At 43.1% G+C, this 12942-nt stretch carries 13 protein-coding genes and 1 pseudogene; 7 read left to right on the forward strand and 7 right to left on the reverse strand.

Going from position 1 to position 12942, the window contains the following annotated elements; all coding sequences use genetic code 11:
* Positions 1–5: 5 nt before the first annotated feature.
* Positions 6–194: pseudogene (locus CXF83_RS22785) on the reverse strand (helix-turn-helix domain-containing protein); the annotation flags it as partial.
* 542 nt (positions 195–736) lie between these two features.
* On the opposite strand from CXF83_RS22785, the gene CXF83_RS03530 reads away from it, so the two are divergent.
* The 5 genes from CXF83_RS03530 to CXF83_RS03550 all read left to right on the forward strand — a co-directional run bounded on the left by CXF83_RS03530 (position 737) and on the right by CXF83_RS03550 (position 3734).
* Positions 737–1237 (forward strand): DUF2726 domain-containing protein, encoded by a 501-nt coding sequence (locus tag CXF83_RS03530; RefSeq protein WP_101090375.1) that lies wholly within the window; start codon positions 737–739, stop codon positions 1235–1237.
* Positions 1238–1323: 86 nt separating this feature from the next.
* Positions 1324–1791 (forward strand): cytochrome c3 family protein, encoded by a 468-nt coding sequence (locus tag CXF83_RS03535; RefSeq protein ID WP_101090374.1) that lies wholly within the window; start codon positions 1324–1326, stop codon positions 1789–1791.
* A 15-nt stretch (positions 1792–1806) separates the two neighbouring features.
* Positions 1807–2484 (forward strand): 4Fe-4S dicluster domain-containing protein, encoded by a 678-nt coding sequence (locus CXF83_RS03540; protein ID WP_101090373.1) that lies wholly within the window; start codon positions 1807–1809, stop codon positions 2482–2484.
* The gene (gene nrfD, locus CXF83_RS03545) at positions 2481–3422 is read left to right on the forward strand and encodes a cytochrome c nitrite reductase subunit NrfD (protein ID WP_101090372.1); all 942 of its coding nucleotides are present in this window, start codon (positions 2481–2483) and stop codon (positions 3420–3422) included. The genes CXF83_RS03540 and nrfD overlap by 4 nt, the downstream gene beginning before the upstream one ends.
* A gap of 21 nt (positions 3423–3443) precedes the next feature.
* The gene (locus CXF83_RS03550; RefSeq protein WP_101090371.1) at positions 3444–3734 is read left to right on the forward strand and encodes a cytochrome c3 family protein; all 291 of its coding nucleotides are present in this window, start codon (positions 3444–3446) and stop codon (positions 3732–3734) included.
* Positions 3735–4174: 440 nt separating this feature from the next.
* Here the strand turns inward: CXF83_RS03550 and CXF83_RS03555 are convergent, their stop codons facing one another.
* The 4 genes from CXF83_RS03555 to CXF83_RS03570 all read right to left on the reverse strand — a co-directional run bounded on the left by CXF83_RS03555 (position 4175) and on the right by CXF83_RS03570 (position 8059).
* Positions 4175–5647 carry a sensor histidine kinase gene (locus tag CXF83_RS03555; protein WP_101090370.1) on the reverse strand — a complete coding sequence of 491 codons (1473 nt, stop codon included), beginning with the start codon at positions 5645–5647 and terminating at the stop codon, positions 4175–4177.
* A 140-nt stretch (positions 5648–5787) separates the two neighbouring features.
* Positions 5788–6525: a response regulator transcription factor gene (locus CXF83_RS03560; protein WP_101090369.1), complete on the reverse strand. Its 738-nt coding sequence runs from the start codon at positions 6523–6525 to the stop codon at positions 5788–5790.
* Between the two features lie 89 nt (positions 6526–6614).
* Positions 6615–7346: a spondin domain-containing protein gene (locus tag CXF83_RS03565; protein ID WP_101090368.1), complete on the reverse strand. Its 732-nt coding sequence runs from the start codon at positions 7344–7346 to the stop codon at positions 6615–6617.
* An 11-nt stretch (positions 7347–7357) separates the two neighbouring features.
* Positions 7358–8059 carry a spondin domain-containing protein gene (locus tag CXF83_RS03570; protein ID WP_101090367.1) on the reverse strand — a complete coding sequence of 234 codons (702 nt, stop codon included), beginning with the start codon at positions 8057–8059 and terminating at the stop codon, positions 7358–7360.
* A 130-nt stretch (positions 8060–8189) separates the two neighbouring features.
* Between CXF83_RS03570 and CXF83_RS22455 the strand changes: the two genes are divergently transcribed.
* The gene (locus CXF83_RS22455; protein ID WP_157822896.1) at positions 8190–8348 is read left to right on the forward strand and encodes a hypothetical protein; all 159 of its coding nucleotides are present in this window, start codon (positions 8190–8192) and stop codon (positions 8346–8348) included.
* A 64-nt stretch (positions 8349–8412) separates the two neighbouring features.
* On the forward strand, positions 8413–9216 hold the full coding sequence (locus CXF83_RS03575) for an SDR family oxidoreductase (RefSeq protein WP_101090366.1): 804 nt from the start codon (positions 8413–8415) through the stop codon (positions 9214–9216).
* An 18-nt stretch (positions 9217–9234) separates the two neighbouring features.
* Here the strand turns inward: CXF83_RS03575 and CXF83_RS03580 are convergent, their stop codons facing one another.
* The gene (locus CXF83_RS03580) at positions 9235–9453 is read right to left on the reverse strand and encodes a hypothetical protein (RefSeq protein WP_101090365.1); all 219 of its coding nucleotides are present in this window, start codon (positions 9451–9453) and stop codon (positions 9235–9237) included.
* Positions 9454–9771: 318 nt separating this feature from the next.
* Positions 9772–12771, reverse strand: a complete 3000-nt coding sequence (locus tag CXF83_RS03585) for a hypothetical protein (protein WP_101090364.1) — start codon at positions 12769–12771, stop codon at positions 9772–9774.
* Between the last annotated feature and the right edge of the window lie 171 nt (positions 12772–12942).

Raw genomic sequence — 12942 nt, forward strand, 5'->3', positions numbered from 1 at the left:
GGTACTAGCCCATGTTTTTTTCTGATGAATAGCTCATTGCCAAAGATTTCCCTAGCATGCTTGAGGCATCGACTTATTTTCGGCGCGGGTATGTTTAACTGGTGAGATACTGACGTTGCCGATTTACTCTCATAGAGATGAACTAGTATATTTAAACTGAGTAAATCCAAGTCGCTAAAGCTTATATCCCTCATTTATAATGCCTCTTTAAAATAGTTTTTACTTATTTAATAATAATCTTTTTTCATTCTTTATGTTGTTTTATTTAAATTGATTTGTAAAATTGTCTATTAAGTCACTTATTTTGTTATTCACATTTTTGATAATAACTATCTCTATATTAAATATCTCAATGTTGATTTTCTGATAAGTAATTAAATTTGTAAATTAACCCGCGCCACTTCAGGCTATTGTTTTTGAAGGTAATTATTGGATGCCCTATCTGGTTTGTACTAATTTGTTGTTTATTTGTTTTGTAATTGGTTTTAGTTTGTGAGTATTTTTGTGTGGTTATATTTGAAATTTAAATTTTAAATATATGTAATTTCAATAATTAAAATTGTCTTTTGTTAATTTTAGTTTTTAGAAGTCATGTTTGATCTTGTTATTTAAATATAAAAATACCAGTTAATTTGATTGTTTGATTTGAATCAATGTTTTAAAGGTATGGAATGCGAATACTGATGACGTTTTAAAAGTTAAATATAATAATCAAACTGTAGTTTTGGAGGCTTTTATGAATGTATCAATTATTTTAAGTTATGCTTTTATGTACTTTGTTTTTTTCCTTGTGGTGCCATTTGTTTTAGTGATGTTTACGCTTACTTGTATAAAGTTTTTTAAACCAACCGATACGGAATCTATTTGGGAGGACATAAAATTTAGCCGTCACCCAATGGAACCTAAAGCGGCCTGCTTCATTAATAATTTAAATACCATAGTTAAAGACAAATACAATATTTTATATGGAACCTGTCTCGATAGCATTCTAGATATTGATAAAGCGGAAACGTCAACCGATGTCCATTCCTATCTAAGAGGATGTCATCTGGATTATGTGCTGGTCGATAGTCAATCCTCATCAGTAAAACTAGTGATCACCGATCCTGAGCATAACTCCCCCGAGCAATCTAAATTTATTGATAATTCATTAGCCGAAGTCGGGGTTAAAGTCATTCACCTGGCCAAGAATCAAAAGTGGGATGAAAGTCTTATCAGAAATGGCTTAGCCGCATAGTCGAACTGAGTGCCGTAGCATCGACTGCGGCATCACCTTTTCTATTTTATTATAAATCAGTATCACTCGTTATGTGAGGGCTCATTATGTCCAGAATTGATAGATTTTCCGTCCCATTACTGGTATCCGTGCTAGTGCTGGGATCCTACTCTGCTGCAGTGACTGCAGCGACAGCGGAGTTAAAAATAAACCAGAATAAACAATGCATCATGTGCCACAAGCGCAACGGGAAAATGTTTGGGCTTCATGCTAATGATGCATTGGATCTAACTTGCCAAAATTGCCACGGAGAAAAGACAGGCCATCCTAGAAAAGCATCCGAGCTTATTGGGTTTGGCACTAAATCTGTCGCCAAAAGTGCAGTTCAAACTGCGGTATGTCTTCAATGTCATGATGTAGAAACGCTGAGTCAGGCCGATTGGACCCACGATGTGCATTCCAACAAGGTTAATTGTGCCAGTTGCCATCAGCTACACCCTGAAGTCGACCCTATCATAGGCGTGACAGCGCCTGAACGTAGCGAAATGTGCAGCGGCTGCCATAGTGCCAAATAACCAGGAGGATACCCAATGAAAAACTCAAGAAGACTCTTCCTTAAGAGCGCGTGTGCTGTCGTCGTTGCCGCATCGGGTTATACGATTGCTAAGAGTTCCACTGAGTCTGTGGAAATGGACGGGAAAAAATATGCCTTGGTGCATGATGAAACGAAATGTATTGGTTGTGATGCCTGCTCCATTGCCTGCCGAGAGGTGAATCAGGTTCCCGAGGGGGTCAGTCGTTTGGAGATTGAGCGTGAAGGGCCCTATGGGGAATATCCAGAGCAATATTTTCGTTTTACGCGTAAATCTTGCCAGCAATGTGAAGATGCCCCATGTGTCAAAGTTTGCCCCACCGGGGCCGCTTATAAAGATCCTGAAACGGGCATAGTCAGTGTCAATTCCTGGAAGTGTGTTGGTTGCCAATATTGTATCGCCGCCTGTCCCTATCAGGTGCGCTTTATTAATCCTGTAACCCATGCCGCTGATAAATGTGATTTCTGCAAAGAGACGCGCTTAAAAGAGGGGAGACAGCCCGCATGCGTGTCAGCATGTCCGACCCAGGCACTAACCTTTGGGGATTTGAAAGATCCTGACTCAAATCTTGTCAAAGTACTTAAGACCGCTCCCAATTATCGCAGTAAGACTGAGCTTGGCACTCGGCCTAAAGTTTTCCGTATTGCATCACAAGAAGGGGATATAACGCTATGAGTCCATTCCATTTTGATGGCCTAGTCTGGCATTGGCCAATCGCCATTTATCTGTTTCTGGCTGGAGTATCCGCCGGAGCAATATCCTTTGCCATACTACTCAAACATTTTAAGTTGGGTAAAGACGCGTATAAATCCGGTTTCATTCAGGCCGCTTGTCTCATCGCTCCCCTAGCCGTCTTCGCAGGGCTTGGGATCTTGGTGCTGGATCTTACCAAGCCATTCGATTTTTGGAAGATCTTGGTTTTTTACAATAGTACTTCCGTGATGTCTGTTGGTGTTGCCGTACTTATGATCTATCAACTGATCCTCTTTGCCTGGTTAATCTGTGTATTTAAAGCGCCGGTACTGAATTGGTGTAATGGCCGTTGGCCTCTAGTGATCAGGTTACTGAATACTCTGGTTAAGCATGAGCCAAGCATTACGGGGTTTTTAGCCATATTCGCGATTTCTCTGGGGGCTTACACCGGCTTCCTGCTTTCTGCGCTGACCACTTATCCTATGTTGAATAATCCGGTATTGCCCTTGCTATTTTTGATCTCTGGCTTGTCTTCTGGTGCTGCTGGAACCTTGCTCGGTGGTGTGTTGCTTAAAGGAGATCCAGACGGCAAAGAAGTGCATTTCATACACAATATAGAGATCCCGATCATTTTGGTGGAGATGGTGCTGTTGTTTACCTTCTTCATCGGACTCATCCTCTCGGGGGGGCAGAGCAAAATCGCTGCCATGAGAGCCATCGGAGAAGGTTTTTGGGGCTGGGTATTCTGGGGGGGAATAGTCGTGTTGGGTCTAAGTTTACCACTGGCGTTTAATCTCTTCATGAAAGCGTCTTCGAAGCGAAAATTCTCCTATGTCGCTATCACCGCCAGTTGCAGCCTAATTGGAGTATTACTGCTGCGTAATTTTATTCTCTATACCGGACAAATGACTGTCGCTTAACTATCAAATTTGGAGTTCACCATGTTTAAAGCCTTAGTATTATCAATACTACTAAGTTTCTCTGGAGCAGTATTTGCGGGGGGAATTGCTGATTCCCATACCAAAATGTCAGGGTGTGAAGCCTGCCACGAAGATGGGGTCCCCTCGGACGATGGGGCCTTTGAAAATGAGGCTTGTGCCTCTTGCCACGGGCCCTTGAAGGAGTTGGACAGTGATGTTCATAAGAATCATGAAGGCGCCATGTTGTGTAATGACTGTCATCTGGTGCATGAGGAAGCATTGGCTAAGGACTCCTGCAGTCGTTGTCACTAATTCGATCGTGGACAAGTCTGATTAAGTTGAAGCCAGCCACCAATAAGAGCTGACTGACGAACACTGGTCCAAGCAGGCTTGCTTTAGCCATTTATTTTACCGTACGACAAGGATGTACTTGGGCAGGACGCCATTTTATTTGCCTCACTCTTAAACTTTAGAGTCGCACCCAACCTCCAAATGGGTTTGGCCACTCCCTCACGAGGGTGGTCTTTCTTTTTTAGACGTTGCTCTAACTGACCATAATGACCTTGGTCTGGCCTGATTGATCATTCACTAAAGCTCAGCGGCTGCAAGTGTCGATTCTGCACCTTTCCAAGATTTCTATCCTAAACACAGGGACATGCTCCCTATCACTTTTCGATAGCTTTGTTCTGTACTACGCTTTGCTTAGATTAACTCTGTCAGAGTGTCTAAACGCGTATCGTTCGAGATAAACTCTATGACTGCGAAACCACCTGTAGCTTGATATTAAACGTAGTGCCTTTTCCTGGCTGACTGCTAATTTCAATATCACACTGCAAGATCTCCAGTAACTGCCGCACGATGGCCAGTCCTACGCCTAATTGCGGTAATGCGGTTTGTTTTGCCATCATTGCGAGTGGTTTTTGCGTCATTCGCTTTAATGCTGTTAGCTCATGTTTATGCATACCTGAACCATTGTCGCTAACTTGTAGCCAAACTTTATTTGTGGCCAGATCCCGGATGGTTTGGATCTTAATCATTCCCTGTTCTGGGGTGTAGCGTATGGCGTTATCAATTAAGTTGTTGAGGATCCGCAACAATAGTTGTCGATCGGTGCGAACGGTTAAGTTGTGGCTGTCTACAAAGTTCAACATTACTTTTTTGCTGTTTGCTCTAGGCGCAAACGTTAACTGCAGCTCTTCCAGTAAATCGACCAGATGGAGCTCATTCCAATTTGGGGTTACTTGGCCATTTTCTAGCGCCTCTAACTCAAGCATTTGCCCTAAGAGTTGCTGCAGATGTTGGCTGGCATTGGCTGCCACTTCGATTAAGTCGCTGCTACGTTCATGTGGTGGTAATAATAGCCAAGTGTCGATATAACCTTGCAGTGATGTGAGCGGGGTCTTTAAGTCGTGCGACAGGTGCAACATAAACTCATGCCGTTCTTCTTGCTGGCGGTTAATCGCTTGATGTTGCTGACTCAATGCTTCAAGTAAGGTATTTATATGGCTGCTGAGTTTATTGATTTCACTGCTGCCGGTGTATTGCCTTGGTAATACAACGCCAGCGTTTAACTGCTGGCTAGCGACTAAACGCAAGTCGTTTTCTAGGCGGCTGAGTGGGGCGGTAAATAACTTGAGCAGCAACACGAACAGTACCAAAGCGAAACCTATGGCGATTAAAATCGCAGTGGTCCAAAACTGTGGTGCTTGGTGCTCGCTGACAATTGACTGCCAAGCATCAAAGTCTTCCCCACCAATAATGACATAGAGATAACCCGTCTGTTGTCCGTCTGGTGCGAGTAATCTTGCGGCGGAGAAAATCTTATCTTTACTGGAAGATCTAGGATCGGTGCCGAGTAACGGCAAGTTTGCTCCCTGAATAAAATCATCAATGATGTTGGTGTCAATTTGCGATTGCTTAATTTTTTCCTCTTTGGCGTCGTAGGCAATAACCTTGCCTTGGCGATCTAAGGTATAGATCTCAAAGCTCGGCCCCAATAACATAAAGTCGTGAAAGGCTTCTTTTAAGGCGGCATCAGAGGTGATCCCTTGCGAGAGGAGTGGATTGATATGCGCCATATGTTCAGCAAGATCTCGGTGTAATGATTGCTGAATTTGATTGCGGCTAAAGTCTTGGCTGAATTGTAACCACTGCCACAGTGCGATAAAGAGGATAAAAATAACTAAGGTGGCAGCCAATAATATGCGGCCAAATAAACTCTTCATTGGTTTTTCTCCGTCGCTAGCCGTGATGAACAGCGATTTCCATTTTGATGTTAGGTGATGCCGCGTGGATACTACTAGGCGTTATCATTTTCCGTTTAGGCTAGCCTTTACGATCATCTATGACGACTTTTCACCTCAAGCTAGGCAGTGGCTTGATTGGCTGGTGGGGTAAATTTATAGCCAACCCCCCAAACCGTTTTGACTAAATCGGCGGTGGATGAACTCTGCGCTAATTTGTTACGTAAGCGATTGATATGAGTATTAACGGTATGTTCATAGCCAGAGTAGGAATAACCCCAAACGGCATCTAAAAGCTGCATGCGACTGAAAACCTGCTTAGGGTGCTGAGCAAGATAAAGTAATAGGTCAAACTCTCGAGCTGTGAGTGCTAAGGTTTCATTAAAGGCGATAACTTCGCGGGTACTACAATTAATGGTGATGCCATTGAACTCTAATGAGTCATCTTGATGTTCAATCTGTTTACCTCGCCTCAGTAATGCTTTGACTCGAGCTCTGAGCTCTAACACGCTAAAAGGTTTTACAAGATAATCATCGGCACCGGACTCTAGACCCAATACCACATCAGCTTCTGAGTCTCTCGCTGTTAGTAACATACAGGGGATCTCATTACCGGCTTCACGGATCTGTTGGCAAAGGGTAATGCCATCGCCGTCTGGTAACATTCTGTCCATTAAAATCAGATCGATCTGCTTGGTCGCTATCACTTGGTTAGCTTGCTGCAGAGTGGTGCAATGGGTGACTGTATGATTCATGCTTTTAAGGTTCAGCATGACCAGTTTTGCTAAGTCTTGTTCATCTTCAATCAATAATATTTTCTTGCTTGAAACAGAGGTGAAAGTGGTATTCGATCTGTTCATGACGAGCTCCCAAAGGCGATCCCTTTTAACAAGACCTACCTTTAAGAACTTTTATTTCGATAATTTTTTAATCAATTAAGCATTGGCGACTATTTAGTGCGCGTGATCTTAATCATCATAACGGGATTGTCGAAGCGATGAGAAGCTGACAATACCGAATCAGTGAGTCCATCATCAGCACTTATTACACCGGGATGACCATGGACTTTGTCGTTATCATCGCGGGCTGCATTAAAGCCTTCACCGCCATCAGCAGGCCCAGGTATTGTCCCTTTTTCTTCAGAGTTAGCCTCAGTGCCAGCATCGTATGCAATGACTCGCAATGTGGTTGTGTCATCAACAGCCAATGTTGAAAGATTAAAACCTGTAGTGCCTGCGAAAGCATCATTAGTGTTAACGAGCATAGTGACGATAGACAGGTCTGCTACGCTTGATTGCTCTAGGCTCATTGTTATTGATTGAGTGGCGCCTGGCACTAAGACTCCGTCGCCGCTAAAGAGCTCATTGACACCCGTTTCGCCTGCGAGTTCACTACTATCACCCGATTCAGCTAGGGTCTCGAGTGCAACACTGGCTGCCATGCCAGTACTCCAAAGTCGACTACCGCTCTCTTGAGCCACGACAGCGACCGGAGACATTGGCTGGTTAGCCGTTAAGTTGGTTATCATCACACTGTAGTCTTGCATCACAGGTGCCACGACGGGCGGCTCGACGGGTGCAGATGAATCATTGTCGTTATCAGAGCAGCCCGCTAAGCTCATGGCTGCAACAGCGATGATTGCCGTGGCACTGTATTTAAAGTTCAGTTTAGGATAGTTCATAGTTTGATCTCCTATTTCACGACAACAGTCACTCGAGCTACAGGGTTTAACCAGCGATGAACACGGCTGTCTAAATCACTTGTGCCAGCATTTACGTCAGTATCACCTAACACACCAGGGTGAATATGCACTTTATCATTGCTACTGCTATCCATTACGCCAGTGGCGTTCATGCCGCCATCGCCACCAGGTGCTGCTGGGATCCCAGGCGTTCCTGCTGCTCCGCCACCATTAATGATCTCATCATTGGCTTCGGTACCAGCATCATAGGCATTAAGGGTAAAAGTATAAGTGCCAGCTTCCGTTGGGATCTTCCAAGCATCTAAGCCGACAAATGCATCGTTAGTCGGCAATACCATCGCGGTAATCGATAAGTGCGTCATTTCACCACTATCGAGCATAATGCTTGCAACTTTAGCACTCGGCGCCAGTAGTCCCATCGCAGGGTTGGCTATCGTCACACCGCCTGCACCTGTAACAGCAGCATCTAGATCGCCAATATCACCCCCTTCAGCCATTTTTTGTAGCGCAGGCGTTGCCATCTCACCGGCCTGAAATAGATGGCTATCCATATCATGTGCAGCAATGAGTAACGGGGTAAAATAGTTACCGTGGGTTAGATTTGTCACACTGATTTCAAGCTCTGCAGCGGTTGCAGGCAGGCTCATTAAACTTCCTAGTATGAGGGCTTTGGTTACGTGGTTAACATTCATGGTATATCTCCGTTGTCTGAATAGTTAAAGCATGACGACGGGATATCACCTGAGTATCTCCAAATAATCACAAAAGTATAACAATGGTAAGTGAGTCACTGCTTAATCATTTTTTCAGCGTTTTATTGTCATGGATAACGAGACCGTGGCGGAGTTTATTGAAACCCAAGAGATTATTGTTAAGCTCAAGCTAATTGGGGTCAACTACGCCAAGGGCTATGCTATCGGTCGGCCAAAGGCTCTAGATTCTTACCAGCCAATTAATGCGCTGCTGCAACGGTCGGCATAGCGATAGTTGCGGTTTAACGCTTTATATGTGAATTTGGGGTTATCGCGATAAATGTGGATTAAATATGAATAGCTTCAAAGACAAAGTCATTATTGTTACGGGGGCCTCAGAAGGTATTGGGCGTGCCTTAGCCATTGCACTTGCGCCCTTAGGTTGTCAGTTAGTGATTAGTGCTCGTAATCAACAGCGATTAGCGTCCTTAGCATCGGAGCTCACAATATTAGGATTGCCGCCTTTGGTGTGTGCAGCCGATTTAGCGCAACCGTCACAGTGCAAAAGTTTAATTGAAGCATGTATAGCGCGTTTTGGGCGTTTAGATATTCTAATCAATAATGCCGGCATGACAATGTGGTCACGCTTTGATGAACTGACAGACTTAAGCGTGTTATCTCAAATAATGCAGGTAAACTACTTGGCCCCAGCCTATCTTAGTCATGCCGCGATCCCCTATCTTAAACAGACTGAAGGTCAGATTGTTGCCGTGGCTTCGATTACTGGAATGACAGGAGTACCCGCTCGTAGCGGTTATGCCGCTTCTAAACATGCGGTGATTGGCTTCTTTGATTCGTTGAGAATTGAGTTAAGCGACGATAATGTTGCGGTGACAGTGATCTGCCCAGATTTTGTTGTGACTCAAACCCATAAAAGAGCCCTAGATGGTCAAGGAAACCCTTTGGGGACCACGCCAATGCAAGAGTCTAAAATCATGACGGCTGACCGATGTGCACAGCTAATGCTACCCGCAATAGCGCAGCGTAAACGATTGTTGATTACCTCATTTAGAGGTCGTATAGGACGATTTTTTAAAATAATCGCCCCCGGCCTGATCGACAAAATCACTCGTAATGCCATTGCATCAGGCCGTTAGCGAATCAATTAATCACGGTTACTTATTAAGATGCTTAACGATAGCGGCTGCCGCATCCTCTTTAGTCGTTGCACTTTTGGTTGGTTCAATGGTTATCGCTGGCGTATGGCCAGTCATATTTTCTGCAATATGTAACCAATCAGGATGCCAATAAAATGAGGTGCCCGCTAAGGTATCCCAATTATGGACGCCAGATGTTTCGCCTTGATAGACAAGATCGCCAAGTGAATATTTCATAATTATCCCTAGTTTTTAAGTTTAAGTAAAAAACTGTATTTTAATCATAATGATATCTATATTTCATTACCGCACTGATTAATACTTAGCCACAGAATGCGCTAACAAAGGCTGAATTTGTGCTGGCTAGATCACAAAAATTAAGATTAATTACTTGATGTTAGCTTGAATTTGTTGAGCATTCAAAGATGATAAGCCTTATGACCATTAAAGCGAGTTAATGTTTGAAAGAGATATTTCTATTAAATGATATGTATTTCGGTTAGAGGTTTATCAATAAAAAGCCCAGCGAATAGTTGGGCTTGGTCTTAGGGTTCGTTAGTTGTTGGTTATATCGAGGTTGATTAACCACCATGCTCTAGATTGAATATCGCCATACTCGATAACTCCACCAGGTCGATAAGGCTTAGCAAAGTGCACCAGTACAATGGGAGTTCTAGTTTGATATCTTCCAGGTTCAGTAAACCAAGCGTTAAATGGATCGCTCTTATTTAGGCTAACAGTGACCTCAGAGCTTACTGGTTGAGTCAGCCCTGGGCAGGTGTGAATGCTTTTAGAGGTAATAGGGAATCCAACTTGGCTACCGTCACTGCAATGACTGGTATTTTGCAGCCTTAATGTCACGAGGGTACAGCCTTTATAAGTGGCAGGGTCTTTACAAACTAGAACCGTCATCGTTGAATAGCCAGTGCTTTGCTCACCAGTATCATGGTTCTTAAGCTCTTTTCTACCACCAAAAGCGGAGAAATAAGAAACTTCATTAGCTGCAATAGAGATTGGCGATATAATCTGCTTATCAGCAGCATCAAAACTGATAGTCGCTTCTTCCCCTAAACCTGACTTTATTCCAGCTACGTGTAGCTTGTAAGTTATGGACGCTGGTTTATAGTTTTGCCCGCCGTCGTCATTAACTTCTATGGTTAGGTAGGCATTTTCTCCTGATTTAGCGTAGGTATGTAGTTTGATATCACCATTGCTGTGGAGTTCTGCAAACTCAGGAGAGACGGTTAAAGGAAAGCGGAACGTTAATTCACCGAATTGGTTATCCATCGTTGGCGCTTCGACATTTCGATCTGGATAGAAAATTACTTGTTGATTGATATTATCTATCTCAAGACCTGGGTGTTTGGCTTTCTCAATATTTACGCTAAACGAACGGATTGTGCGTTCAAAGTTTCGACTTTCTTCGATAACACTCACTTGCACAAGACCTGCGCCTTTTACAGATAATTCCCCCGTTTGAGTATTAGCGATAACCACGTTAGCGGCTTGGAGATCACCATAATAACTAATCTGGCTGTTAGGCCCTCGCCCAATAATCGTGGGAGCAGCAAGCTTGCCGTCAGGAGAATACTCACCTGTGATTAGTTTATTTGTGAGTGCGAGTTCAGAATTTTCGACAGCCTTATCGATAATAATATTAAACTCAGCTTTTTGTGGTAAATGACCTGCATCACCTGGATCAGTGACTATAAATGTAGCATTACCAGCATTATGTATAGTTAACGTACGAGCAGTTTCATTGATGGAAACAACGTCAGTCTGACCGTGTTTAAATTGCCATTGCAATTGACCAATACTACCCGATATTGGAATATCAAGCTCACGCTCTGAAGAGTAAGGGATACGTATTGAAGCAATAGACAAGCTACCACTTAATGGAGAAACATCGACAAAAAAGCGTTCCGTGACACTGTGATAATAATCGTCTCCAGCATCAACAGCAGTTATCCAGCCTCGTCCAGCGCCGACTAAAGTGATAATGCCAGTAGTAGAGTCCTGGTTGAAAACATGATCGCCGCTATTATCTATGGTGAAACTCATACTCCCTTTGTTGTTTAATACGGTGGGAGTAAAAGTAGCATTATGAGTGTAATCAATTCTAGTATTGGTAAGTAAAAGAGTCGTGTTGGTTTTCTTGTCGATTGAAACACTAAATGTTTTTTGTTGTTTTTCCCAGAAATCACCTCCATCATCCGTTACTAGCACCTCCACTTTACCAGGCTTTAATATCGTCATTTTTCCAGTATTCGGTTCAACCAGGACAACATCAGTTGCACTATTATCAGTAAGGTTGAAATGCAGTTGGCCATGGACACCAATTACTTGAGGTAGAAGCTGTGAGTTTGCTTGATAGCGGCTTTCGATTGCCAAGCTATTAAGTGAATTATCATTAATACGTGTGACTTTGATATTAATAACTTTACTACTGCTGGCATAGTTCTGGTTGCCGCTATCAGTGACTGTTACTTGAGTTTCCCCAATGCTTTCAAAGCTAAACAGACCCTTTACATCATCAATAATATTGATGATGTCATTATTTACATTGTCGGTCACAGCGAAATGTAGAGTTCCTTTTGCAGCTGAAACCGGAATTTCATACTGAGTGTCCACGCTATACTGCACTATGATATCTTGGACTTGTAACTCAAGATTACTTGCTTGATTAATCTGTACTTTAAAGCGTTGCATTGCGATGGGTGAGTGGTGTTGCAGTGCTTCTTGCTGGACTTGGATTTCTGTTGTACCAGCTCCAATAATACTCATCTCTCCAGTGTCAGAGTCGACTTTAACGACGTTAGAATTGGTATCTTTGACGAGTGAGTAATGGATAACTTGGGCTGGAGCACCACTATATACAGGTAGAAGTTTAGCGCCGATAACAAATGGTTTGTTTTTAATATCTTTAAAGCTGGCGGATAAGCTTGATGCTGGTTCAATAGTAATATTGAATTTTTGGGTGTCTTGTTGGTAATTGCGGCCACCATCATCGGTAACATCAACTGAAACTGTTCCGCTGCCCCAGATCAAAAACTCACCAGCTAGGTCAATCAGTACGACTTGATCGCTTTGATCTGCACTGAGCTCATATTCTAGTTCACCTAAAGCGCCACTAGCAAAGGCTTGATGACGTGTCGCTTCTTGATAAATTAGGCTTAGATCATTTGTCAGTATCGGTGCACGAGGTGCTTTTTCTACCGTGACATTGAAGCGTATACGGCCTGGCAGATATTGGTTATTACCACTGTCTATAGCGATAACTTCAGTTGAACCTGCATTTAGTACAGATAAGCCTTGCTTATCTGTTGATATTTGCAATACATCGTCAGCCGCACCCTCTGCAACCTGGTAACTTATGGTTCCAATTTTACCGGTAATATTCGTTGTGATAGCAAGCTGAGGTGCAAACGTCTGTGTGATATCAAGGATCTTAAATCCAGGGTGCGATTGTTTTTGTGGCACGGTATCAGTGTCTTCTGAACCACCGCCTCCACATGCGGTTAGTAACAGAAGTAACAGCAGATTTACGTATTTCATAAAGCCTGCAGCTTAAAATTGAAGCGGGAGTATACGTTTGTGGTGAATATGCTGCAACGCGATGCTTTGCTGTTATTAAATGTTGGTTTTTTGTTTTATTTGGTAGAGTGTTCTATATGCAATGTAGAAATTACTAATAGTATATTTTTCAACCTTAGCATTTGATTAATA

Origin of the sequence: Shewanella sp. Choline-02u-19, assembly GCF_002836205.1 — a bacterium.
Taxonomy (GTDB): domain Bacteria; phylum Pseudomonadota; class Gammaproteobacteria; order Enterobacterales; family Shewanellaceae; genus Shewanella.